24 protein-coding genes are annotated in these 22,579 nt (G+C 55.3%); 17 read left to right on the top strand and 7 right to left on the bottom strand.

Going from position 1 to position 22,579, the window contains the following annotated elements:
- Nucleotides 1-18: 18 nt before the first annotated feature.
- Nucleotides 19-1,347 carry a PTS cellobiose transporter subunit IIC gene (locus RT644_RS13405; protein ID WP_020455796.1) on the bottom strand — a complete coding sequence of 443 codons (1,329 nt, stop codon included), beginning with the start codon at nucleotides 1,345-1,347 and terminating at the stop codon, nucleotides 19-21.
- A 12-nt stretch (nucleotides 1,348-1,359) separates the two neighbouring features.
- A complete protein-coding gene (locus RT644_RS13400; RefSeq protein ID WP_017458127.1) occupies nucleotides 1,360-1,674 on the bottom strand; it encodes a PTS sugar transporter subunit IIB in 315 nt (104 codons plus the stop codon).
- Nucleotides 1,675-1,967: 293 nt separating this feature from the next.
- Between RT644_RS13400 and RT644_RS13395 the strand changes: the two genes are divergently transcribed.
- The 12 genes from RT644_RS13395 (at nucleotide 1,968) to RT644_RS13340 (ending at nucleotide 12,739) form a co-directional block, all read left to right on the top strand.
- Nucleotides 1,968-2,924, top strand: coding sequence for a LacI family DNA-binding transcriptional regulator (locus tag RT644_RS13395; RefSeq protein WP_020455794.1), 957 nt, complete (start codon nucleotides 1,968-1,970; stop codon nucleotides 2,922-2,924).
- A 190-nt stretch (nucleotides 2,925-3,114) separates the two neighbouring features.
- Nucleotides 3,115-3,519 (top strand): hypothetical protein, encoded by a 405-nt coding sequence (locus tag RT644_RS13390; RefSeq protein WP_313627007.1) that lies wholly within the window; start codon nucleotides 3,115-3,117, stop codon nucleotides 3,517-3,519.
- A 3-nt stretch (nucleotides 3,520-3,522) separates the two neighbouring features.
- Nucleotides 3,523-4,131: a hypothetical protein gene (locus tag RT644_RS13385; protein WP_313627006.1), complete on the top strand. Its 609-nt coding sequence runs from the start codon at nucleotides 3,523-3,525 to the stop codon at nucleotides 4,129-4,131.
- A 25-nt stretch (nucleotides 4,132-4,156) separates the two neighbouring features.
- Nucleotides 4,157-4,537, top strand: coding sequence for a hypothetical protein (locus RT644_RS13380; protein WP_313627004.1), 381 nt, complete (start codon nucleotides 4,157-4,159; stop codon nucleotides 4,535-4,537).
- 28 nt (nucleotides 4,538-4,565) lie between these two features.
- Nucleotides 4,566-4,892 (top strand): zinc ABC transporter substrate-binding protein, encoded by a 327-nt coding sequence (locus RT644_RS13375; RefSeq protein ID WP_313627002.1) that lies wholly within the window; start codon nucleotides 4,566-4,568, stop codon nucleotides 4,890-4,892.
- Between the two features lie 275 nt (nucleotides 4,893-5,167).
- Entirely contained in the window at nucleotides 5,168-6,871 is a 1,704-nt protein-coding gene (locus RT644_RS13370) for an ABC transporter substrate-binding protein (RefSeq protein WP_097407278.1), read from the top strand.
- 47 nt (nucleotides 6,872-6,918) lie between these two features.
- Nucleotides 6,919-7,878 carry an ABC transporter permease gene (locus tag RT644_RS13365; RefSeq protein ID WP_017458132.1) on the top strand — a complete coding sequence of 320 codons (960 nt, stop codon included), beginning with the start codon at nucleotides 6,919-6,921 and terminating at the stop codon, nucleotides 7,876-7,878.
- On the top strand, nucleotides 7,878-8,825 hold the full coding sequence (opp4C, locus tag RT644_RS13360) for an oligopeptide ABC transporter permease (protein ID WP_065369687.1): 948 nt from the start codon (nucleotides 7,878-7,880) through the stop codon (nucleotides 8,823-8,825). The genes RT644_RS13365 and opp4C overlap by 1 nt, the downstream gene beginning before the upstream one ends.
- Nucleotides 8,822-9,802: an ABC transporter ATP-binding protein gene (locus RT644_RS13355; protein ID WP_313626999.1), complete on the top strand. Its 981-nt coding sequence runs from the start codon at nucleotides 8,822-8,824 to the stop codon at nucleotides 9,800-9,802. Before opp4C ends, RT644_RS13355 begins: the two co-directional genes overlap by 4 nt.
- The gene (locus tag RT644_RS13350) at nucleotides 9,799-10,776 is read left to right on the top strand and encodes an oligopeptide/dipeptide ABC transporter ATP-binding protein (RefSeq protein WP_313626997.1); all 978 of its coding nucleotides are present in this window, start codon (nucleotides 9,799-9,801) and stop codon (nucleotides 10,774-10,776) included. The genes RT644_RS13355 and RT644_RS13350 overlap by 4 nt, the downstream gene beginning before the upstream one ends.
- A 52-nt stretch (nucleotides 10,777-10,828) precedes the next feature.
- On the top strand, nucleotides 10,829-11,359 hold the full coding sequence (locus RT644_RS13345) for a hypothetical protein (protein ID WP_045507429.1): 531 nt from the start codon (nucleotides 10,829-10,831) through the stop codon (nucleotides 11,357-11,359).
- A 186-nt stretch (nucleotides 11,360-11,545) separates the two neighbouring features.
- The gene (locus RT644_RS13340) at nucleotides 11,546-12,739 is read left to right on the top strand and encodes a zinc-dependent alcohol dehydrogenase (protein ID WP_020455784.1); all 1,194 of its coding nucleotides are present in this window, start codon (nucleotides 11,546-11,548) and stop codon (nucleotides 12,737-12,739) included.
- Nucleotides 12,740-12,827: 88 nt separating this feature from the next.
- Here RT644_RS13340 and nfsB read toward each other — a convergent pair whose 3' ends face one another.
- The gene (nfsB, locus tag RT644_RS13335; RefSeq protein ID WP_020455783.1) at nucleotides 12,828-13,481 is read right to left on the bottom strand and encodes an oxygen-insensitive NAD(P)H nitroreductase; all 654 of its coding nucleotides are present in this window, start codon (nucleotides 13,479-13,481) and stop codon (nucleotides 12,828-12,830) included.
- Nucleotides 13,482-13,684: 203 nt separating this feature from the next.
- On the opposite strand from nfsB, the gene RT644_RS13330 reads away from it, so the two are divergent.
- The 3 genes from RT644_RS13330 to RT644_RS13320 all read left to right on the top strand — a co-directional run bounded on the left by RT644_RS13330 (nucleotide 13,685) and on the right by RT644_RS13320 (nucleotide 17,030).
- Entirely contained in the window at nucleotides 13,685-14,620 is a 936-nt protein-coding gene (locus RT644_RS13330) for a LysR family transcriptional regulator (protein ID WP_313626995.1), read from the top strand.
- Nucleotides 14,621-14,699: 79 nt separating this feature from the next.
- Entirely contained in the window at nucleotides 14,700-15,653 is a 954-nt protein-coding gene (locus RT644_RS13325; RefSeq protein WP_020455781.1) for an aldo/keto reductase, read from the top strand.
- A 483-nt stretch (nucleotides 15,654-16,136) separates the two neighbouring features.
- The gene (locus RT644_RS13320; protein ID WP_313626993.1) at nucleotides 16,137-17,030 is read left to right on the top strand and encodes a WYL domain-containing protein; all 894 of its coding nucleotides are present in this window, start codon (nucleotides 16,137-16,139) and stop codon (nucleotides 17,028-17,030) included.
- A 102-nt stretch (nucleotides 17,031-17,132) separates the two neighbouring features.
- Here the strand turns inward: RT644_RS13320 and RT644_RS13315 are convergent, their stop codons facing one another.
- The 3 genes from RT644_RS13315 to RT644_RS13305 all read right to left on the bottom strand — a co-directional run bounded on the left by RT644_RS13315 (nucleotide 17,133) and on the right by RT644_RS13305 (nucleotide 19,628).
- Nucleotides 17,133-17,528, bottom strand: coding sequence for a cupin domain-containing protein (locus RT644_RS13315; protein ID WP_086872338.1), 396 nt, complete (start codon nucleotides 17,526-17,528; stop codon nucleotides 17,133-17,135).
- 223 nt (nucleotides 17,529-17,751) lie between these two features.
- Complete coding sequence (locus tag RT644_RS13310) at nucleotides 17,752-18,915, bottom strand: multidrug effflux MFS transporter (RefSeq protein WP_313626990.1); 1,164 nt, start codon at nucleotides 18,913-18,915, stop codon at nucleotides 17,752-17,754.
- A 110-nt stretch (nucleotides 18,916-19,025) separates the two neighbouring features.
- The gene (locus RT644_RS13305) at nucleotides 19,026-19,628 is read right to left on the bottom strand and encodes a helix-turn-helix domain-containing protein (protein WP_313626989.1); all 603 of its coding nucleotides are present in this window, start codon (nucleotides 19,626-19,628) and stop codon (nucleotides 19,026-19,028) included.
- Nucleotides 19,629-19,673: 45 nt separating this feature from the next.
- Between RT644_RS13305 and RT644_RS13300 the strand changes: the two genes are divergently transcribed.
- The gene (locus RT644_RS13300; protein ID WP_313626987.1) at nucleotides 19,674-20,366 is read left to right on the top strand and encodes a B3/4 domain-containing protein; all 693 of its coding nucleotides are present in this window, start codon (nucleotides 19,674-19,676) and stop codon (nucleotides 20,364-20,366) included.
- Between the two features lie 10 nt (nucleotides 20,367-20,376).
- A complete protein-coding gene (locus RT644_RS13295; RefSeq protein ID WP_313626985.1) occupies nucleotides 20,377-21,258 on the top strand; it encodes a dihydrodipicolinate synthase family protein in 882 nt (293 codons plus the stop codon).
- 74 nt (nucleotides 21,259-21,332) lie between these two features.
- Here RT644_RS13295 and RT644_RS13290 read toward each other — a convergent pair whose 3' ends face one another.
- Nucleotides 21,333-22,391 carry an AbrB family transcriptional regulator gene (locus RT644_RS13290; protein WP_020455773.1) on the bottom strand — a complete coding sequence of 353 codons (1,059 nt, stop codon included), beginning with the start codon at nucleotides 22,389-22,391 and terminating at the stop codon, nucleotides 21,333-21,335.
- Nucleotides 22,392-22,579 lie beyond the last annotated feature (188 nt).

Genomic DNA, 22,579 nt, shown 5'->3' with positions numbered 1-22,579 from the left:
CTGCGAATGCGTTACGGCTTAGTTACTGCGGACGGTTTCCGTCATCGGCGCGCTGCTCTGCGCTTTTTCTTCTTCTGCTTTCATTAATGAATGCTCGTAAGCACGCAGGAACGGCAGATACATCAGGGCGGACATCACCATACAAATCAGGCACATCACCACCGGGCTAAAGGCCCAGTTCGCCGCCCAGGACGCACCGATAGGCGCAGGCGTTGTCCACGGTGTCAGGGAGACGACTTGCGCCAGCAGACCCATTTTGGTGGCGGTGTAAGCCAGCACGGCGTTCACCAACGGCACGCAAACAAACGGCACAAACAGCATCGGGTTCATGATGATCGGCGCGCCGAACAGAATCGGTTCGTTGATGTTAAAGAAGCTCGGTACGACGCCCATTTTGCCGATGGTGCGCAGATGCGCGACGCGGCTACGCAGCAGCAGGAACGCCAGCGGCAGGGTGGAACCGACGCCGCCAATCAGCAAGTAGTGATCCCAGAAACCTTGCAGATAAACGTGCGGCAGCGCAGCGCCCGCAGCCAGTGCGGCCTGGTTGGCGGAGAGGTTTGCCATCCAGAACGGGTTCATGATGCCGGTGACAATCAGCGAACCGTGGATACCGGCGAACCAGAAGATCTGGCACAGCAGCACGGAAAGCAGAATGGCAGGCAGGGAGTCGGACGCGGAGACCAGCGGTTCCAGCACGTGCATAATCGCCTGCGGCAGGATCATGCCGGTTTGCGCTTCAATAAACAGGTTCAGCGGGTGCAGCGTACCAATGATCACCAGCACCGGAATGAGGATTTCAAACGAACGGGCAACGCCGGTCGGCACCTCTTTGGGCAGGCGAATGGTGATGTTGTGCTGTTTAAGCCAGGCGTAAACGCGGGTGGAGTAAATCGATGTCAGCAGCGCAGTGAAAATGCCCTGCCCGGAGAGATACTGGGTAGAAATTTTGCCATCGGCATACGGTGCGGCGACCAGCAGAAACGCCATAAACGCCAGCAGACCGGTCATTACCGGGTCGAGGTTAAACTGGCGACCGAGGCTCGCGCCGATCCCGACGGAAATAAAGAAGGTCATTACCCCCATGCTGAGGTTAAACGGCAGCATCAGCTGTGCGCGGTATTCGGTGGAGAAATCGAGCCACGCGCGGGCGAAACCGACGGTGGTGTCGGCGGAAAACGGCGGGAAGATAAACACCAGCATAAACGAGCCGATGATCATAAACGGCAGCGCGGCGGTAAAACCGTCGCGAATAGCGATAACGTACTTCTGTTGCCCGAGGCGACCGGCCAGCGGCGTAATGCTTTGCTCAATAACCGTAATCATTGATTGATATAAGGAACTCATAAGAACACCTTTTTAATGCGCCGCTTCTATGAGCGACAGTGCATAGTCCAGTACCTCATTGCCACGTTGCATTCCGTAGTCCATCGGGTTGATGGGTTGGACCGGAATACCCTGAGCGGCGGCCTTTTCTGACAGCGTGTTTAACATGTATTTGACTTGCGGTCCGAGAAGCACGACCTGGTAACGCGGAAATTGCGTGTCGAACTCCGCGACGCCATACGCGTCGATCTCTACCGGTATATCGCGTTCCTTCGCGGCTTCCAGCATTTTCCTCACCAGTAAGCTGGTGGACATACCGGCTGAACAGCACAACATAATCCTGAACATCGTTAACCATCCTCGAAGTGTAAAAAGTTATTGCGGGGTCGATTGGATATCATATGGAAACCGGTTTCCATTTGTTCGCCGCAGAAGTGTGATAGCTGTCAATGTCTATGAATTATCTGATGCCGTAATTGGATTTGCGTCACGGAATTTGGCACTCTGTTGAGAACAAAAAGTGCAAAATGGAAAATCGGTTTCCATCAAAAAGCGAAACCGTTATACTGCGTGTGGTTATATATTAGCCGTTGAAGTATTTAGATTTTGCGGGCGCAATGTGCGTCTGTCAGGGGAGAAAGATGTCTACAATCAACGATGTATCACGTTTAGCTGGGGTGTCGAAAGCCACAGTCTCACGGGTGTTGAGTGGTTCGCGCGGCGTTAAGGAAGCCAGTCGCCTCGCGGTGCTGAAAGCGGTCGAAGAGCTGAATTATCGGCCCAATGTTATCGCGCAGTCATTGCTCAGCCAGTCGACAGGCTGCATCGGTGTTATCTGCGCCCAGGACAATATCAACCAAACCACCGGCTACCTCTACGCGCTGGAAAAGCATTTAAGCCAGAGCCAGAAACATCTGCTGCTGCGCTTCGCCAACACCAAAGCGGAAGTGATGAGCGCGCTGGATGAGCTGACCTGCGGGCTGTGTGACGATGTGCTGATTATCGGCGCGCGTTTTCCGCTCAAAATTGACGACGAAAACGTCATTCTGGTGGATTGCGTTGAGTCTGCCGACGCCACGCCCAACTGTATTCAATTTGATCACGCCTTCGCCGCCGAAACGGCCTGTAACTACCTGATTAGCCAGAGCCGCCGACAAATTGCGCTAATCCACCCACGCACCGCCGCAGCCGATCAAGTGCTGCACGGTTATAAGCTGGCGCTGGAAAATAATTTCCTGCCGTTTAACCGTAACCTGGTGTTTATGGATGATACTTCGTCCTCTGTTGCGTTGCAGGTGCTGCTCAATAACGCAACTACTCTGAATTTCAACGCGTTGCTGGTGGCGGATGAGCAGGAAGCCCAGCGTGTGATCCCGCAATTGCAGGCGTTTAATAAATCGGTGCCGGGCGACATTATGGTCTTCAGCCTCGCCGGTTCTCTGCATTTGCCGGGCATTCCTACCATTCCGGCTATCGAATATTCGATGGACGCGATGGCGGCACGTATTGTCGCCTGGCTAAATGAAAAAACGCAGAGCGTGCTGGGTGCTTACCGGGTGCGCGGGGATTTAATTATTCCCGATGTCAGCAAACGCTAATCGCTATTTTGAAAGCCTCCGGTTGGGGGCTTTTTTATTTCCCGCTTCTAATTTTTGTCCTTAAGTTAAATAAAAAACCGCTTTAAGGTAAATCGCATTTTTACTACAAACAATTCTCTCTCTGTGCTTGTTACTGCCGATAATCCATTAGAACATCGTAAAAACGCGTAATCAAAGTGGGGAGCGGAAGATGAACAGACTGCAGACCATTTCTGTCGCACTGGCACAGAAGATGGATCAGTTGCAAGCGAGAGAGAACATCCAGCTTGCCATCGCTGCCTGCCAGTATGCCTTACACGTTTCGGGCTGGAAGGATGCCGATGTGGATAAAGCGTTCTCAGGGTTGAAACGCAACGGTACCCTGACTGAACCTGAATTGGCGTTCTGCAGAAAGCGCGGCGAGGCGCTGGATAACGACTATTTCATTAAGCAAGAAAACGGCGAGACTGATTCTATCATCTCATTTAGCCGCGCCAGGGTAGTATCCGCAATACTGCTTTTGCATGCTGGCGAGTACTCCGAATCTGTATATGAGTCATTGATTTCTTTAGATGATACTGCGCAGTTACTGGCGGTACTCTATGAAAAAGGATAAGTAATGAACAGTTTAAATATCGATTGGGTGCCTGAGTTCGGTACGATCCATACCTGGTTTGCCGCCGATAAACACGGCCGTATTGCCGTGATGGTGAATAACTGTTTTGGCGATCTTCCCAGAGCGTTATTACAAATAACAGATGTTGAATCGCTGCTGGAAAATATGAATGAGTTTCTATGGGAAGAGTCGCCCATTTTTGATGCGTACCCAGAGAATAAAAATGGTGCATTTTCCGTGGATTTATTTTCCCATATAAGATTCAGAAGTCACCCTGATAAAGCACATATTACGGAAGAGCTTAAACAGGACTGGCAGCGGTTAGGGTCGCAAAGTGATGTTAATCTGGCTATCAATAAAGGGATGTTTCTTTATTTTGGTGTAGAAGGTTCCAATCCCGGTGAGGATTACCCTGTCGGGTATGAAGGTACGACGCAAATGGGCGATTACTTCCGCTTCTTAGTCCCTACAGTGTTCGCATCGGTTGATGATTTTCCTCAACCGCTTCGCCGGGGTATTGCCGTTTCGACCATTATTGATTTCGAAAAAGACAGGTTACTGGATAATCGCCAAATCAATACCTGGTTTCCCGCCATGTTCGCGGGCCACTAAAATGCGCGGCGACGGTACTATCCCGATGGATGAATCACTCCTGGAATGCGATCTGGACTGGTTTGGCGTTGCGCCGGATGGTTCACTCGCCCATTTCGCTACTGCTGGCGTAGGCCCCGTTCCGGTGGAATTTAGTGGCTCTGTTGCCAACTATGAATTGGTTTTCGACTATTTTGCTTCGCTGCAACCGATGTCAGATATTGAGGTGATTGAGGAAAATCTGGAGGAGTTTGCTAATGAGGAGCAGCGCCAGCGCTATCTGGCCTCATTTATTGCCATGTCGCGTAAAGGGCTGTTGAGTTATGATTTTAAAGAGAATGCGTATATATTAATTGTGCGCCCAATAGTGCCGATGAAATATGACCTTCTGCCTGAAAATATAAAAAACACCCTCCCTTTTATTTAATATGTCAATACGTGTGATGGCCTTGCCTATGAAGAAGAATGAAATCTATATTGAAATGCTATCGCTGGCTTTACCCTATATCAGAAATATGCAGTCGCAGGGTACGGAAATAAAAGCACAGGACACATCCTGTTTTTTTGAGGCGGAATTACTGCATAATCTCATGCCGACACTGCTAATACCCGACGTTGTTGAGCATGACATTTGGTTTTTAAATCACCAGGCGAGGTATTATGTTGTAAACTGCAACGCAGATATTTCTCCGAATTATTATCAGCATCTCAATTCTATTAAGTCTATATTCTCGCTGGTTCCGCCTGAATTGCGGGCAGCGCTACAGTGGCAAGGCCCCTAAGCGAAACCCAGTCCACAATGTGCTGTTTCCCCCGAGGTTTAGCTCAAGCAGAAAAAATAACCGCTGCCGGGAACGGCTTAAGGCACGCTCTTACATCGCCCGCGCAGCGCGGGTTATCAGCCATTTAGCTAAATCCCACCAATCGTTAGCCATAAGTTTGCTAAGGACGTTTAGCTATAAGCCATACGTTTTCGTTGTTAGACAGGGTGCGGTGCGGCTCTTATCGTTCGTCATTATTTGTAAATTCCACGCAATCATTTGATGAGGGAGCAATTTTGGCCAGCTTCGTGAATAGCTTAAAAACAAAACCCACGCGCTTCACCCTCGCGCTGAAAATCGCGCTACTCAGCAGTGTGGTAGCGTTCTCGTCTGCCTCGTTCGCCGATGAGATCTTAAAAGAAGGCATCACACCGGCGACAGACGCCAGCCAGATCCCGGCGGCGGCGAAGCTGCGCAAAGACACGGTGGTAGCCGGTATTTCGGAGCCGCAGGGGATTTTTAACCCGTACTTCTTCGTCAATGGTTGGGATGAAAACGTCACCAACGTCATCTTCTCGCGCCTGATCGACTGGGATAGCCACGGCAAACTGGTGCCGGGCCTTGCCGAAAGCTGGACGGTCAGCCCGGATAACAAGGTCTACACCATCAAGCTGCGCCCGAACCTGACTTTCAGCGACGGCTCGCCGCTGACCGCCGAAGACGTGGCCTTTACCCTGACGGTGCTTTACGACCCGAAATATGATGGCGACACGGATATCACGCTGGCGAATATCGCGGGCGGCGCGGAATACAAAGCCGGGAAAGCGGACAGCGTCAGCGGTCTGAAAGTGATTGACCCGTTAACGCTACAGGTCACCACCACCCAGCCTGGCGCCACGACGCTGGCGAAAATCGGTGGGCCGGTGCTGTCCAAAGCCTATTACGGCAAGGGCTATCAGCGCGGCAATCTGGATTACCTGCGCACACTGCACGGCAAACCGCTGGGCAACGGGCCGTATGTTTATGAGAAATACATTCCAGGCCAGGAGATACGTTTCCACGCCAACACCCATTTCTACCGTGGTACACCGCCAACGCCGCGCTTTATCTACCGCGTGACCAATCCGTCCACCAATTTCCAGCTGTTCCAGACCGGCGAGACGGACTACGATGCGTTCACCTCGCGCCCGGATGATATTGAACAGCTGAAAATGCTCGGTTTCGCCAATATCAACCTGTACGGATCCAGCGATTACAGCAAAGTGGAATTCAACGTGCGTCGTCCGGCGTTGCAGGACGTGAAAGTACGCCAGGCGCTGATTTACGGCCTTGATCGCCAGAAGCTGATTGATGTGGTGTATCAGGGGTACGGCAAAGTGGCGATTGAGCCAATTGCGCCGATCTCCTGGGCCTATAACACGGAAGGGGTTAACCCGTACAAATTCGACCCGGCGCAAGCGAAAAAACTGCTGGATGAAGCGGGCTGGAAACCGGGGCCGGACGGCATCCGTGTGAAAGACGGCAAACGCCTGGAACTGACCTTGCTGGTGAGCAAGAAAGTGCTGAACGACGCGCTGATCCCGATTGCCAAAGAGAACTGGCAACAGATTGGCGTGCTGCTGAAACCGCAGGTTGTCGACTTCAACGCCCTGATGGCGCAGCGTAAAGCCGGCAATTATGACCTTGCCTCCTTTAGCACCAGCACGTTAAACGATCCGCATGACGGCGTGTGGGATTACTACAGCACGGAAGCGAAAGAGTCCGGCTATAACAACCCGCAGGTCGATAAGCTGATTAACGAAGGTAACGCGGTGCTGGATGTGGAAAAACGTAAACCGATTTACCACCAGCTCTATAAAGTGCTGGCGGATGATCCGCCGGCGATCCTGCTGGGCAACCGCGAAATTTTGTCGGCCAGCAGCGCCCGCGTCACCGGTTTTAAACCGGATATCTACAACGGCCTGACCGGCAGCCTGCCGGATGTGAAAATCGTTAAGTAACACCATCACAACTGCCGGGGCGTCCCGGCAGTTGCCATGAGAACGCTATGCGAAATTTTATCCTGAGGCGACTGCTGCAAACCGTACCCATGCTGCTGCTCGCTTCGCTGATTATCTTCATGCTGTTTGCCAAAACGCCGGGCGACTTTATCGACGGCAACGTCACGCTGACCGCCGCCCGCGCCGCGGAACTGAAAGCCATTTACGGTCTCGATCAACCGTTGTTCACCCGCTATCTGCACTGGCTCGGCCAGTTGTTACGTGGTGATTTAGGCTTCTCGTTGCAATACCAAATCCCGGTGAGCCAGTTGCTGAACCAGTACATCTGGAACTCGTTCCTGCTGGCAAGCGTGGCGCTGGTGTTTTACTGGGGCATCGGCCTGGCGGTAGGTATCGCCTCGGCGCTGAAACCCAACTCGTTGTTTGATCACCTGGTCAGCGTGGTGGTATTCGCCGCCATGTCTTTTCCGACCTTTTTCCTCTGCCTGCTGCTGATTAAGTGGTTTGCGGTGGATCTGCACTGGCTGCCGGTCGGCGGCATGACCAACACCGGCAGCGACGAAGGCGGCTGGGCGTGGGTACTGCAGGTGGCGGCGCACCTGGTGCTGCCGGTGCTGGCGCTGGTGATGTTGCAGGCGGGCAGCCTGACGCGCTATTTCCGCGCCAGTATGCTTGATGTGGTGAAGATGGATTTTATCCGCACCGCGCGCGCCAAAGGGTTGCGCGAACGGACGGTGATTTTTAAACACGCGCTGCGTAATGCGCTGCTGCCCATTATTACCCTGCTCGGGTTTGAACTGCCGGGGCTGTTTTCGGGCGCGATCATCACCGAAAAAGTGTTTAACTGGCCGGGCGCGGGACATATTCATATCGATTCGCTGGCGGCGCGCGATTACCCGGTGCTGATGGGCTTTACCCTATTTCTGGCGGTGCTAACCATTCTCGGCAACCTGATTGCCGATGTGCTTTACGCGTGGGCTGATCCGCGTATTCGGGTGAGGTCGTGATGTTCGGTTCGCTTTTTTCAACCAATCGCCGCCTTCGTAAAGCGGAAATCCCGGCGCTGGCGCAGGCCACGCCTTCACCGTGGCGGCAAGCCTGGAAAGCGCTGCGCCATAATCATTTAGCCATGTTGTGCCTGTTTTTGCTGGTGGTGATGACAATCTGGTGCGTGATTGGGCCGCTCTGGTCGCCGTGGAAAAATGACGCCACCGACGCGCTGATGATCAACAAACCACCCGGTGCGGAGCACTGGCTGGGCACCGATTTTCTCGGCCGCGATGTCTATACCCGCCTGCTGCTGGCGGGGCGCATTTCATTGATTATCGGTCTGCTGACCATGCTGCTCTCCGTAGCGCTCGGTTATCTGCTGGGCGCGGTTTCGGGCTATGCGGGCGGCTGGACAGACAAACTGATTATGCGGCTGGCGGATCTGGTGATGACCATCCCGAGCTTACCGCTGCTGATTGTCGCCGGTGCGATGCTGTCAGAACTCGATTTCTCCGCAGAATCACGCATCTACATGGTGGTGATCATGCTCAGTTTGCTGGAGTGGCCAAAGCTGGCGCGGCTGGTGCGCGGGCAAATTCTCTCCCTGCGCGAGCGCGATTTTATGCTGGCGACGCAGGTGCTGGGGTTGTCGTCGCGTCGCCGTCTGTTTGGTCACTTATTGCCGAATACCATCCCGATTCTGGTGGTGATGGCGACGATGGCGGTGGCGAACGCCATTCTGATGGAGTCCGCGCTGAGCTATCTCGGGCTTGGCGTGGTGCCGCCCACGCCATCATGGGGCAACATGATGGACGCCGCCAACAGCCTGATCGATTTTCAGCGCCGCCCGTGGCTGTGGATGCCGCCGGGTATCGCCATTTTTATTACCGTGATTGCGATTAACGTGTTGGGTGACGGCCTGCGTGATGCGCTGGATCCGAAGATGAAACGGAGCGTGAAATGAGCGAACCGCTGGTCACCTTTAATCAATTGTCCCTCTCTTTTGCTGGCGATCAGGGGCGCGTGCGCGCCGTGCAGGACGTGTCGTTCACCATCAACGCCGGGCAAACTATCGGCGTGGTGGGCGAGTCCGGCTGCGGTAAAAGTGTCACCGCCATGTCGCTGATGGGGTTGTTACCACCGCAAGCGGCACGCATCGACAGCGGGCAAATCCTGTTTCAGGGCACCGATCTGCTGCGCCTGAAGCCGTCAAAAATGGCGGATCTGCGCGGCAACCAACTGGCGATGATTTTCCAGGAGCCGATGACCGCGCTTAACCCGGTTCTGACCATTGGTGAGCAGCTTTGCGAACCGTTGATTCGTCATCGCGGTGAAACGCCTAAAGCGGCGTGGGCGCATGCCACGCAGTTAATCACCGAAGTGGGGCTGGCGCGGGCGGAGAGCCTGATGAGCAGCTACCCGCATCAACTTTCCGGCGGCATGTTGCAACGCATCATGATTGCCATGGCGCTGAGCTGCCAGCCAAAACTGCTGATCGCCGACGAACCGACCACCGCGCTGGATGTTACCGTGCAGGCGCAAATCTTGCGGCTGCTGCGCGACCAGGCGCGGGCGCATGAGATGGCGCTGATGCTCATTACCCATGATTTAGGCGTGATCGCGCAAATGGCGGAATATGTGGTGGTGATGTACGCCGGGCGCATCGTTGAACAAGGCCCGACGGCCGATGTGCTGCGTAACCCGCTGCATCCGTACACGAAAGGGCTGATCGCTGCACGTCCCATTCCGGGCGAGCGCAGGCGACGGCTCTACTCCATTCCCGGCCAGGTGCCGGATCTCGCTGCGCTGCCGCCATACTGCGCCTTTTACGATCGCTGCGAGCGGGCGACTGACGCATGCCGGGCGGGGATCCCGCCGCTTATCGGCCAGACGCGGCAAGCCGCGTGTATTCACAGTACGCTTCTGGAGCCAACCGCATGAGCGAGCAATATGTCATTGAAGTGGAAGGGCTGAAAAAGCACTTCCCGTTGCGTGACGGGCTGTTTGGCCAGCAAACCGGAGAGCTACGCGCCGTGGACGGCGTCAGCTTTAAGATTCGCCAGGGGACGATTTTCGGGCTGGTGGGCGAGTCCGGCAGCGGTAAAACCACCGTTGGCCGCACTTTGCTTGGGCTGTACGACAAAACCGCAGGCAGCGTGAAGTATCGCGGCCAGGAGCTGCAGGATCTGAGCGCGAAACAGATGCGCGCGTTGCGCCCGAAAATCCAGCTGGTGTTTCAGGACCCGTACAGTTCGCTGAACCCGCGTATTCGCGTGGGCGATGCGATTGGCGAAGCGATGCTTGAGCATAAGCTGTGCAGCCGGGCGGAGCTGCGCGACAAGGTGCTGGACGTGATGAAGATTTGCGGGCTGGCGCCGCAGCACTACAACCGTTTCCCGCATGAGTTTTCCGGTGGGCAGCGCCAGCGTATTGGCATTGCGCGCGCGTTGATCCTCAACCCGGATTTCATCATCGCCGATGAGCCGATTTCGGCGCTGGATGTCTCCATTCAGGCGCAAATCATTAATCTCTTTGCCGACCTGCGCGACGATCGCGGCGTGACGTTCCTGTTTATCTCCCATGATTTAGGCGTGGTGGAACACCTGTGCGATGACGTCGCGGTGATGTACCTCGGGCAACTGGTGGAAACCGCCAGCCGCGACACGTTGTTTAACCGACCGCTGCACCCTTACACCCAGGCGCTGCTGGCGGCGGTGCCAACGCTCGATCCGAATAGCGAACCCGTCGCTGTGGTGCAGGGGGAAATTCCCGATCCGTCGCGCCCGCCGTCCGGCTGCCGTTTCTCGTCGCGCTGCCCGCTGGCAACCGCCCAATGCCGCGCTGAAATCCCGGCGCTGCGTGAAGTGGAACCAGGGCATCATGTGGCGTGCCATTTGGTGGAAAGGATTGAGTGACAGCAATCGTGAGGGGTATTATTGAGCACTCTTCGTCTACCTGGCACACGTGATGCAACATCCATTCGACATGATAATAAAGGGGGCGAATCTTCCTGGCCCCCTTTTTACACAGAAATTTTCCCGCTATTTCTTTTTTGATAACGACATCTGTACATCAGATTGGTTGATAACAGCAACGCAGCAAATTATTCGTGCCTGCTTTGGCGAGACGGGTTGCGCGCATGTTTTCGCCAGCACCAGCTACACGTATTTAGGCGTAATAGATTCTCGCGAAGACTGGCTGGTGAACATCGCCGGGTTGTGCAAACAGATGCATGATAGCCGCGAATATGGCGGCTTTATCATCGTGGATGCGCAGAAGCAGTGGGCACTATTTCAAAATACCCCTGTCGAAAACGGCGTGCTGGGGATTAACAGTGATAAGGACTTATCGGCGCTGAATGACACGATTTATGACATCTTTGTCGATTGCGAGATCATCAAGGGTTGGCTAAATGGGAGCGGTCAGCGAGAGAGAAGTTTAGTCGAGAGTATTGGCTTTGATTATTTAACCGCATTACTAAAATATTACGATAAATAACTCTCTGCCCGGCGATAACTATTTTTATTTTCTCCTGGCAAGCGAAACGGTAATTTCACAGACAATGTTTTTGTGACCCCAAATAACCGTTTCGCTGACATTAAGAATTACTGCCTATTTTATTTTTCTGCTCTGGTCTGTTCTATGCTTATCAGTTCTGTCTGAACCTTATAAGGACCAGGATATATGAGAGCACTGACTTATCACGGCGCGCATAAAGTTAGCGTTGATAACCGCCCCGACCCGGTTATCGAATCTTCAGACGATATTATTCTTCGCGTTACCGCAACGGCAATTTGCGGCTCGGATCTGCATCTTTATCACGGGAAAATACCGGGCACCAATCACGGCGATATATTTGGCCATGAATTTATGGGCGAAGTGGTGGAAACCGGGCCGGGTGTTCATGCCGTCAGTAAAGGCGACCGGGTGGTGATCCCTTTTGTCATTGCCTGCGGGGAGTGTTTCTTCTGCAAACTTCACCAGTACTCGGCTTGTGAGCAAACCAATTCCGGCAAAGGCGCGGCGCTGAACCGCAAAGGCATCACGCCGCCTGCGGCGCTGTTTGGTTACAGCGATTTGTACGGCGGTATTCCCGGCGGCCAGGCCGAATATGTGCGCGTGCCGAAAGCGAACACCGGGCCATTTAAAGTGCCGGACACCCTGACCGATGAGAAAGTGCTGTTTCTCTCTGATATTCTGCCTACCGCCTGGCAGGCGGTGAAGAACGCCGAGGTGAAGCCCGGCTCCAGCGTGGCGATTTACGGTGCCGGGCCGGTCGGTTTACTGACGGCGGCCTGTGCGCGTCTGGAGGGTGCCGAACAGATCTTTATGATTGATGACAGCGATTACCGGCTGGCTTTTGCCCGCGATCGCTATGGCGTAATACCGATTAACTTCGATAAAAATGACGATCCCGCGGCCTGGATTATTGAAAACACGGCGGGTCACCGTGGTGTGGACGCCGTTATCGATGCCGTGGGATTCGAAGCCAAAGGCAGCACTACCGAAACGGTGCTCAGTACGCTGAAAATCGAAGGCAGTAGCGGGAAAGTGCTCCGCCAGGCGATCGCCGCTACGCGACGCGGCGGGATTGTCAGCGTGCCCGGCGTGTATGCCGGTTTTATCCACGCGTTTATGTTTGGCGATGCCTTCGACAAAGGGCTGACATTCAAAATGGGCCAGACGCATGTGCATGCGTATCTGCCGGATTTGCTACCGCTGATTGAGTCTGGTCATTTGAAACCGGAAGAGATCGTCACACACCACCTGCCACTGGAAGAGGCCGCTCGCGGCTATGAGATCTTCGATAAACATGCCGAAGATTGCCGCAAAGTGATCCTCGTGCCGGGTCTGAATGCAGAAAAAGCGACGATTTAACCTGTCGCTTTTTCGCTAACACCGGGGGGAAGTAGTGTGATGTGCCATGCCTCTCCCGGCGAGGAGGGGCATGCCGTAGCGCAGGTGCTTAAATAAAGGTGAAAATCTCGTCGCGCGGCAGACGTGACTTTGGTAGCGCGGCGTTGAAATCGCTGTCGCTGCGAACACCGAGCGACACCAGTACCACGCTGGTCAGCCCTTTTTCACGCAGGCCGAGGGCAAGATCCAGTTCGCGCTGGTCGAACCCTTCCATTGGCGTGGCGTCAATACCCAGCATCGCCGCACCGAGCAGCAGGCCGCCCAGCGCCAGATAAACCTGTTTTTCCATCCACTGCGGCAGATCGCGCTGCTCATAACGGTGAATCGCTACGTACGAACGGCGGCCCTTATCCTGGCCCGCTTTTGCCGCTTCGTCTTTAAAGCGACCATCTTTCTGCTCCTGCTCCAGCACATTTTGCAGGTGCTGCTCATCAAGATCGCTGCGGATGCACAAGGCAATAACGTGAGACGCATTGACGATTTTCGGCTCGTTATAGACGAACGCCGCGGTGGCGGATTTCGCCATTGCCGCGCGGCCTTCCGGCGTGGAGGCGACAACAAAGTGCCACGGTTGTGAGTTCACCGAAGAGGGGCTGTTTCGCAGCACGTTGAGCAAGGTATCGATTTTATCCTGCGGCAGTGTTTTGCCAGGTTCAAAGGCTTTCACGGTATGGCGGGCAATTACCGCATCATCAAGTGTCATTGTCGTTCTCCTGCGCAATAGATGAAAAATTCGGGGCGGACCGTCCCGTAGAGTGTGACGAGAATAAACAGAAAGCGACACAAGATAAATCGGTGTAAAAAGGCAGCACTTTCACTCACCGAGTGAAAATGGAGTTTGCCAGGGCGATGTTTTCTGGCAAAACAGAGGAGCCACTCGCCTGTTATTAATCCTGCGGAGAAACCATGATTCGGCTGGAAGATGTCACGCTGTTCGTCCGTTCAGCGCTACTGGGAAGTTTTTCAAACGCGGCGCGCGAAGCCGGGCTGTTGCCAGGCCAGGTGAGCGCGGCGGTACACCGGCTGGAGCGCGATCTGGATAAACGGCTGTTTGTACGATCCACACGCAGTTTGCGCCTTACCGCCGAAGGGGAAAAATATCTCCCTTTCGCCCAGGAGATGCTGGCTGTCGTCGCCGCCGGTGCGGAGAGTTTGCACAGCGGCGATAAAGAGATTCAGGGTGAACTGCGCGTGGCGGTGCCTTCCGATATTGGCCGCAATGTGCTGCTACCGCTGATTACGCGCTTTTGCGAGCAGCACCCCAAAGTGTCGCTACGGCTTTCGCTTTCCGATCAAATCAGCGATGTCTTTCGCGATCCGGTCGATATCGCCATTCGTTACGGCGTGCTGGACAACAACAGTTATGTCGCCTTGCCGCTGGCGGAAGATAACCGTCGTGTGCTGGCGGCGTCACCGGCTTACCTGGCGCAGCACGGACGCCCGCAAACCCTCGATGACGTGGTTAATCATCACTGTTTACTCTTCACCATGAACAGCCAGGTGTATGACAAATGGAGTTTTCCGGAAAACGGCATGCGCCGCCAGTTGATCGTCAAAAGCCGGATGCTGTGCGACGACGCCGATGTTGCCCGGCGTTGGGCGCTGGAAGGCATGGGCATTATTTATAAATCGTGGATCGATATCAGCGCCGATGTGCTGGCAGGACGGCTGGAAGTGTTGTTGCCGCAGCATCCCGGCGAACCCACGCCGCTGAACCTGATTTGCCCGCATCGCAAACAGTTTTCCCCGGCAATTCGCCATTTGCATAGCGTGCTGCGTGAACATCTACGGCCGATCACCGCGTTGCTGCAAACTCACCCGGCCTTTAAACCGCACGGATGACCAAAAAATGTACGCTACTGCGCGCCAGGATTAACCTCTTTGCACAGGATATTACGCACTCTTACGGAGGTATCAGCACATGGCTTTACGTTCACTGGGTACAACAGGGTTACAGATCCCGACACTGGTTTTCGGCGGCAACGTTTTTGGCTGGACGGTCGATGAAAAGCAGAGCTTCAGCTTGCTGGATGCGCTGCTGGAAAGGGGTTTTACCGCTATCGACACCGCCGATGTTTACTCGCGCTGGGCACCGGGCAATAAAGGCGGCGAATCGGAAACCATTATTGGCAACTGGCTGGCGGCGCATCCTGGCACGCGCGACAAAGTCACGCTCTTTACCAAAGTCGGCGCCGATATGGGCGAAGCGGGTAAAAAAGGCCTTTCCGCGCGCTGGATCACGCAGGCAGTGGAAGATTCATTACGCCGTCTGCAAACGGACTATATCGATCTCTACTTTTCTCACTGGCCGGACAGCGAAACCGCCTATGACGAAACACTCGGCGCGTATGAAAAACTGCTGAAAGCCGGGAAAATCCGCGCCATTGGCGCATCCAACCTGAATGCTGAGCAACTGAGCGAATCGCTAAAAGTGGCAGACGCCAACGGCCTGCCGCGCTACCAGGTGCTGCAGCCTGAATACAATCTTTATGACCGTTCCAGCTTTGAAGGCGCGTTGCAGGATTTAACGATACGGGAAAACATTGGCGTGGTGACTTATTACAGCCTCGCGTCCGGTTTCTTGTCCGGTAAATACCGCAGCGAAAAAGATTTGAGCCAAAGCCAGCGCGGCCAGGGCATTGCCAAATATCTGAACCCGCGTGGTTTCGCCATTGTTGAGGCGCTGGAAAGCGTGGCGGCCAGCCATAACGTGAAACCCGCCGAAGTGGCGCTGGCGTGGCTGATTCAGCAACCGGGCGTTACCGCGCCGATTGCCAGTGCCACCAAACTGGCGCATATCGACAGCTTTGTCACCGCCGTGTCGTTAAACCTCTCTACTGATGAAATTGCCGCGCTGAATAAAGCGGGTGCCTGATCCCATCGCCCGGCGGCGCCTGCTGCCGGGCAGTATAACCTTGCGCAGTTGAGCGATAACCGCGCGCCATCCCAGACTCCCATACTTTTTTAAAAACAACGCAAAGCAAACCGCTTACTGGCGGCGCGAGCGGCACGAAGGTGTTGCGTTTTTGCAAACGCCGGATCTTAGCCCTGAACCCTCATGTTTCTCATCGAACCGGCGTCGGTCACGCGAATACCTGCGTCATGAGCGCAGCGGTAACGCCCAAAAAACACCTGAGTGACACGCCCTGTCAGGGCGATCATTTATCTTTCCCTGAGCGAAATCATGGCATTGTGTAATTGTTGCGCTTTGGGCAGAAATTTCATTTTAGTTTTTCGCATTACTGCCGTTAACCACTATGAAAAAACAAGGTTTTACCTGAATAACAGGGCCGTGGCGCGAAGGTCAGGCCGTAACCGTTAACGTCTTCTGAGACTTTGTATTCCGGAACCCGTCACAATGAAGGAAAGTCACGACAGAAAACACGACCCGTTGATTGAGCGGCTGTGCGAGATCTTCGCGGCGTTGTATCAGGGAAAGATCATCGATAAGGCGTGGTTGTGCGAAAAATTCGGTATTACTGAACGTACGGCTTATCGCGATCTGGCTCGGCTAGGGCATATTCTCGATCAGGTTTCGCCGGGGCGGTATAAACTCAGCGTCCATCTTCTTCCTGCCTTACATAACGGCCATTTGGCGGAGTTCGCCGATTTTACCGGCGTAGCGCACCTTTTTCCGCGTAATGACGGTCAGTCACTGCGCAACAGTATGCAGCACCGCGGCAATATTACCTTTCACGCGCCGAGTAGCCGGGAGAACCGGCAAATCGAAGATCTGCTTAATCAGCTTAATCACGCGATTACCGGCCATTGCGAAGTGGAATATCTCTATCGCGATAAACCCCGGTGCGCACAGCCCTATCGGCTGATTAACCAGTACGGTCTCTGGTATCTGGCGGCGGTGGAAAACGGGCGGCTGAAAGCGTTTGAAGTGGCGCGAATCGAAAACCTGAAAAGCACGACGCTTAATTTTGAACCCCACGCCGAGGTGCTGGCGGAGCTGGAAAACAGCGTCGGCATTCGCTTCGGTTCAAGGGTTGAAGCACTGCTGCGCGTTTCAGCCCACGCCGCCGAATATGTCACCCGTCGGGCGCTGTTTCCGGCACAACGCATTGTTGAACAGCATGATGACGGCAGCTTGACGCTTGCCACCGCCATCACCGATCCGCACACGCTGTTTCGCTGGTTGCGCTACTGGCTGCCGGATATTGGCATTCTTTCTCCGGAGTCGCTGCGCGAACAGTTCGAGCAGGATCTGCACCTGCGCTACGCCCACGGCGTGGCGCAGAGATAGCGTCCGCGTTTATCGCTCTTACTGGCTGGCACCTTACGATGTTGGGCCAGTAATCACGGGCCACGCCGCGAATACGCCACTAAGCGGCGGTTGTTCAGGTGCTCAACCGTGATATTGCTCGTCGGTAACATGCTCAAGCCAGGTAACCGGGCTGCCGTTGAGTGATTCGGCAATGGCGATATGAGTCATTGCGTTTGTGGCTGTTGCGCCGTGCCAGTGCTTCACATTTTCCGGGATCCAGACGATATCGCCCTGGTTCATCTCCTGGACGGCTTCGCCTTCGCACTGAATCCACCCTTTACCGTGGGTAATAATCAGCGTTTGGCCCAACGGATGGGTGTGCCACGCGGTACGAGCGCCGGGCTCAAACGTCACCGTCGCACCGCCAACGCGTGCGGGTTCATCGGCTTTAAATGGCGCGTCGATACGTACGCGGCCGGTGAAATAGTCCTGCGGCCCTTGCGCAGAGGGAACCGATGCACTGCGGATGATTTTCATGCTGCTCTCCCGTGTTTGAATACGTTTTAAAGCGTAGTTGGCAGGTGAGAAACCGTTGCAGGCAGACAGCGCCCGTGCCACCGGAACCGCGACTGACGCCGGTCATTACCCCGCTTGTCTGCGCCCTGTCCACTCCGCCAGGAAAAGTGACCGGGCGATGATAATCCTCACCGACTACCGGCACTATTGGGCTAAATCGGCATGAGCCTATGAGTAACGCTCATCAATGGCGGCGCAGCGCCATGACGGCACTGGCAAGGGTAAACAGCGCCATGATCCACGCCATCGTCCACGGCGTTCCGTCGCGAAACCACGTCAGCAACAGCGACGAGATAATACCGCTGCCATATTGCAGCGAGCCAATCAGCGCCGAGGCGGAACCGGCGATAGAGGGAACAGCGTCGAGCGCGGCGGCGGTTGAGGTGGCGGCGATGATGCCGTTCATCGAGAAGAACAGGAACACCGGAATGATCACCGCAGCAATACCGCCGAACTGCAACTTCACCGCCAGCGCCAGAGTCACCATTGCCAGCGCGGCAATGCTAACGGCAATTTTCAGTAACTTATCCAGCGGATGGCGCTTTACCAGCCGCCGGTTCAGAAAGCTCACCCCCATTAAGCCGACAATATTGATGGCAAACAGCCAGCCGTAATATTGCGGATCAATACCGTAATAGCGGATGTAAACGAATGGCGAACCGGTAATAAAGGCATAGGCAGAGACGTAGAAAAAAGTCACACACAGCGTGTAACGCATAAACGCGCGGTTACGCAGCAGCGCGAAGTAGTTACGAAACGCGCCAGGCAGCGAGGCTTTGGTGCGCTTTTCAGCAGGTAAGGTTTCCGGCAGGAAATAGAGCGAAAGAAACATCAGCGCGCCAATCCCCGCCAGCAACCAAAAAATGGCATGCCAGCTGGTGATTTGAATGATTTGCCCGCCCGCCAGCGGCCCAACGATTGGCGCAATCGCCATGATGATGGTTAACGTTGAGAGCATTTGTGCCGCGCGGGTGCGGGCAAACAGATCGCGGATCATCGCCCGCGCCAGCATTGGGCCGGTACAGGCACCGAAAGCCTGAAACACGCGCCAGAACACCATCTGATGGATTTCTGTGGCGAGCGCGCAGCCGGCAGAACCGATGACAAACAACAACATGCCAATAAACAGCGGCGTGCGGCGACCAACCGCGTCGCTAATTGGCCCCCAAACCAGCTGCGCCAGCGCGAAGCCGACCAAAAAACCGGTGATGGCCAGTTCGATATCGCCCTGTAACTCTTTTGCCATCAAAGGCATCGCGGGCAGGTAAATATCCGTCGACAGGGAGGTAAAGGCCATCAGCGCGCTGAGGATCGCGAGGAATAGCGGCCCGTGGAGCTTGTTGTTCATAAGATCCTGATTAAGTCATGAAGAGAACGCCGACAAAGGCGGAACGGTATCTTAATCAGTGCGGCACAAATGATAACGCCATTAAATCATAATGACGTTATGAGCCAGATTCATGAATGGCGCTCGCTGGCCGTCATGGTGAAAATAACGGGCTGGCTGCTTTCATTAGCATAGTGGTGCGCGGTGTCGGTTTGCGCCACGGCGGAACAACCTTCGCCAATAATAAGCGCCGTTTGCCCAACCTGAATGTGCAGCGTGCCGCGCTCAACATGCAGAAGCTCAACGGTACCGGAAGGGTGGCCTGGCGAGGCGAACCGTTCGCCGGGGAACATCTCCCAGCGCCACATCTCCAGCATATCCGGCCCGCTGGTGCCTGCCAGCAACCGCGCAGTGCCGCCATTTTCACCCTGCCACAATGTTGGGATCTCATCTTTTGCTATCAGGTGCGCGGTTGGTTTACTGGCGACATCGACAATATCCGCCACGGAAACGCCCATCGCGGCGGCGATTTTACACAGCAGGGCGATGCTCGGGTTGGCGAGACATTTTTCGATCTCAACCAGCATGCCTTTGCTGACGCCCGCGCGGCGCGAAAGCTCATCCAGCGAAAGTTTTTGTTGCTTACGAAACGCTTTAATACGCGTTGCCACCGCTTCACTGACGCGATGAACATCAGCGCCGGAATCGGTCGGTTTATTGACTTTTTTGGTCATCGGTCGATATTGTGCAATAAAATGGTCACTAAAAAGGATTATCCGATGCTTTCCGTTCAGCCGTCAATCGATGCTCGTCTTTCCGTCATCGCCCCTGGTTTTCGCGCGCTTAGCGTTTATGTTGATGCCGCGCCGCTACTAAACCCGCAAGTGGGCGAAGCGGCACTGGCAAGTGCGTGTGAATTTGTCGCGGCTGGCGGCCCGATCTGGGCGGAGGCGCATCTGACGGCATGGGATGAGGTCTTTAAGCGCTTTGGCGCGAAGCCAAAACGCACGCCCTGTTCGGCGCTGGCGCTGCGAAAACGCGTGCAGCGCGACGGCGTGGTACCTGCAATTGACCCGGTGGTGGATCTCTATAATGCCATCAGCCTGCGCTACGCTATTCCGGTCGGTGGCGAGAACATTGCGGCTTATCACGGCGCGCCGCGTCTGACGCTTGCGGACGGTACGGAGCTGTTCGACGTGATGAAAGAGGGCGAGCTGGCGCACGAGTCACCGGAGCCGGGGGAAGTTATCTGGCGCGATGACACGGGCGTAACGTGCCGCCGCTGGAACTGGCGGCAGGGCGTGCGCACCCGCCTGAGCGCTGCCGACAGCCAGATGTGGTTTATCCTCGAAAGCCTGCCGGAAATGCCGCTGGACGCATTATGTGAGGCAGGCGACGAACTGATCGCCGGATTGCAACGTATGATGCCGGGCTGTCGTGTTGAAAAAACCAGGCTCGGGTTTGATCTCTGAAGGGGGAAGAATGGATTTCACAGGATTGAGCGCATTTCCGCTGTCGCCGCTGCGCGACGAACGGCTGGATGAAGCGGCTTATGTGAAGTTGATTGAACGGCTGCGTGTCGCCGGAGTCGATTCGATTGGCGCACTGGGTTCGACGGGGTGCTACCCCTATTTCAGCCGTACGGAGCGGGCCAATGCGCTGCGCCTGGCGACGGAACACTCCGGCGCGATTCCGGTGATTGCCGGGATTGGCGCGTTGCGCACGCGCGATGTGCTGTGGCTGGCGGAAGACGCGCAGAAAGCGGGCGTTAGCGCCGTGCTGCTGGCACCGGTCTCCTACCACGCGTTAACCGAAGAGGAAGTGTTCAGCCTGTTTGCCGCCGTCACGCGCGAACTCTCCGTGCCGCTCTGCGTGTACGATAATCCCGGCACCACCCATTTCACCTTTAGCGACGAGCTGCTGCTTCGTATTGCGCAGTTGCCCAACATTGGCTCAATCAAAATCCCCCCGATTTCCGCACCCGAGCGGGCTGCGCGCCTGCGCCCGCAAATTCCGCAGAGCATTACGTTGGGTATCAGCGGTGATGCCGTCGCGGTTGACGGTCTTAGCGCCGGATGCGGTGTCTGGTATTCGGTGCTGGGCGGCCTGTTCCCGCAAGCGGCGCTGGCCATTTCCCGCGCGGCGCAGGCCGGTGATTTAACGCAGGCGCGTGCGAACTCTGATGCGCTGCAACCTTTGTGGGATCTCTTTAAACGCTATGGCGGCAGCTTGCGGGTGATGGCTACCGCGGCAGAACTGCTGGGCTTAGCAGGTGCATCGTGTTTGCCTGCACCATTACGGAGGCTCACCGGCGATGCGTGCCGCGAGGTGGCGGAAGTGATCGAGCAACTGCGGTTAGCCTGATGATTACTCTTTGAAGGTTACTTTTTGGTTTGTTGCATGGGGTATTTTGTATATCCCATTAGTTAACCTGGAGATTACGCCCCCAGCCGTTTCGCCACAAAGCGGGAAATCGCCGGGCCGGTTATCAGCACCAGGATAAACCGCCCGGTCTGCATCGCCATCACAAACGAGATATCCACCTGGCTTGACGAGGCGATAATCGCCACCGTATCCGCCCCGCCGGGGCTGGTGGCGAGGTAGGCGGTGAGCGGATCGATCCCCGCGAACTGCACCAGTAACCAGGCAAAACCGCAGCACACCGCGACAAGCGTCAGCACCGACAGCAGAACACGCGGCAGCGCGCGGGCGGCATAGCAGACAATCTCTCGCGTAAAACGCAAACCGATACTCCAGCCAATCAGCGCGTAAGAGAGCGCCAGCAACCACGGCGGTAACTCAAGCGTCAGCAAACCGCTATCTTCAACCATTATCCCCAGCGCTAACGTTATCAACATTGGCCCGGAGGGAATTTTGACGCAGCGGGCAATCAGATAACCAACCGCAATCACCAGTAATGTTGCGGCAAACGGCAGCCAGCGCACCGGGGCAAACAGGGTAAAGGTGGCGACTGCGTGATCCGCGCCCTGTGTCCCCATCCACATGCGTGTCACCAGCACCGCGACCAGCGCCACGATCATCACCCGCAGATACTGCATAAACGCCACCAGGCGGACATCCGCGCCAAAGCTCTCGGCCATAATCGTCATGGCCGCCGCCGCGCCTGGCGACGATCCCCAAATCGCTGTTGAACCCGGGAAAACCTGCAATTTCGCCATGATCCAGCCAAGAATGGCGCTGGCGAAAATAACGGAGAAAATACAGCTAATAAACAGTGGCCAGTCAGCGGCGATGCGGCCAAACACGGATGGCGGGATTGCATGCGCAATCATCGCACCGACCACCGCTTGCGCGGCGGCGAAGCATTTTTTACTGACGGTAACGGGCCGGTTAAAGATGGCGAGAAGAATGCCGGAAAACATCGGGCCCAGCAGAAGCGCGGCGGGCAGATGGATCAGTTCCATCAGAGCAACGAAGAGCAATGAAAGGACGATAAGCTGTAACCAGTTGCGAAACCAGGGCGCGTGAGTCGCCATCAGCGGCACTCCCTGCACACCACAGCAGCGGCGGTAAGATCAATCAACGGCATAACGCTTCCCGAAAATAACATGTTGAAAAGCAAGGTACGGTCTTTGAATGTAAGGGTTCTTTATCAACCCTGCAAACATGTCAGTACAAAAACCATTTTTTATTTATGGTTACTGCCAGTGAATTTATGATTTCC

This window comes from Kosakonia sp. (assembly GCF_032104925.1).
Taxonomy (GTDB): Bacteria; Pseudomonadota; Gammaproteobacteria; order Enterobacterales; family Enterobacteriaceae; genus Kosakonia.
This window is presented reverse-complemented; position numbering and strand designations above follow the sequence as displayed.

Bases quoted from the DNA above. Each gene is read 5' to 3' on its own strand.
- RT644_RS13365 (WP_017458132.1), top strand. From the start codon at position 6,919: ATGCGAAATTTTATCCTGAGGCGACTGCTGCAAACCGTACCCATGCTG.
- RT644_RS13315 (WP_086872338.1), bottom strand. From the start codon at position 17,528: ATGAAAATCATCCGCAGTGCATCGGTTCCCTCTGCGCAAGGGCCGCAG.
- RT644_RS13395 (WP_020455794.1), top strand. From the start codon at position 1,968: ATGTCTACAATCAACGATGTATCACGTTTAGCTGGGGTGTCGAAAGCC.
- RT644_RS13350 (WP_313626997.1), top strand. From the start codon at position 9,799: ATGAGCGAGCAATATGTCATTGAAGTGGAAGGGCTGAAAAAGCACTTC.
- RT644_RS13345 (WP_045507429.1), top strand. From the start codon at position 10,829: ATGCAACATCCATTCGACATGATAATAAAGGGGGCGAATCTTCCTGGC.
- RT644_RS13310 (WP_313626990.1), bottom strand. From the start codon at position 18,915: ATGAACAACAAGCTCCACGGGCCGCTATTCCTCGCGATCCTCAGCGCG.
- RT644_RS13330 (WP_313626995.1), top strand. From the start codon at position 13,685: ATGATTCGGCTGGAAGATGTCACGCTGTTCGTCCGTTCAGCGCTACTG.
- RT644_RS13290 (WP_020455773.1), bottom strand. From the start codon at position 22,391: ATGGCGACTCACGCGCCCTGGTTTCGCAACTGGTTACAGCTTATCGTC.
- RT644_RS13400 (WP_017458127.1), bottom strand. From the start codon at position 1,674: ATGTTCAGGATTATGTTGTGCTGTTCAGCCGGTATGTCCACCAGCTTA.
- nfsB (WP_020455783.1), bottom strand. From the start codon at position 13,481: ATGACACTTGATGATGCGGTAATTGCCCGCCATACCGTGAAAGCCTTT.
- RT644_RS13325 (WP_020455781.1), top strand. From the start codon at position 14,700: ATGGCTTTACGTTCACTGGGTACAACAGGGTTACAGATCCCGACACTG.
- RT644_RS13405 (WP_020455796.1), bottom strand. From the start codon at position 1,347: ATGAGTTCCTTATATCAATCAATGATTACGGTTATTGAGCAAAGCATT.
- RT644_RS13340 (WP_020455784.1), top strand. From the start codon at position 11,546: ATGAGAGCACTGACTTATCACGGCGCGCATAAAGTTAGCGTTGATAAC.
- RT644_RS13300 (WP_313626987.1), top strand. From the start codon at position 19,674: ATGCTTTCCGTTCAGCCGTCAATCGATGCTCGTCTTTCCGTCATCGCC.
- RT644_RS13385 (WP_313627006.1), top strand. From the start codon at position 3,523: ATGAACAGTTTAAATATCGATTGGGTGCCTGAGTTCGGTACGATCCAT.
- RT644_RS13375 (WP_313627002.1), top strand. From the start codon at position 4,566: ATGAAGAAGAATGAAATCTATATTGAAATGCTATCGCTGGCTTTACCC.
- RT644_RS13390 (WP_313627007.1), top strand. From the start codon at position 3,115: ATGAACAGACTGCAGACCATTTCTGTCGCACTGGCACAGAAGATGGAT.
- opp4C (WP_065369687.1), top strand. From the start codon at position 7,878: ATGTTCGGTTCGCTTTTTTCAACCAATCGCCGCCTTCGTAAAGCGGAA.
- RT644_RS13305 (WP_313626989.1), bottom strand. From the start codon at position 19,628: ATGACCAAAAAAGTCAATAAACCGACCGATTCCGGCGCTGATGTTCAT.
- RT644_RS13295 (WP_313626985.1), top strand. From the start codon at position 20,377: ATGGATTTCACAGGATTGAGCGCATTTCCGCTGTCGCCGCTGCGCGAC.
- RT644_RS13355 (WP_313626999.1), top strand. From the start codon at position 8,822: ATGAGCGAACCGCTGGTCACCTTTAATCAATTGTCCCTCTCTTTTGCT.
- RT644_RS13320 (WP_313626993.1), top strand. From the start codon at position 16,137: ATGAAGGAAAGTCACGACAGAAAACACGACCCGTTGATTGAGCGGCTG.
- RT644_RS13380 (WP_313627004.1), top strand. From the start codon at position 4,157: ATGGATGAATCACTCCTGGAATGCGATCTGGACTGGTTTGGCGTTGCG.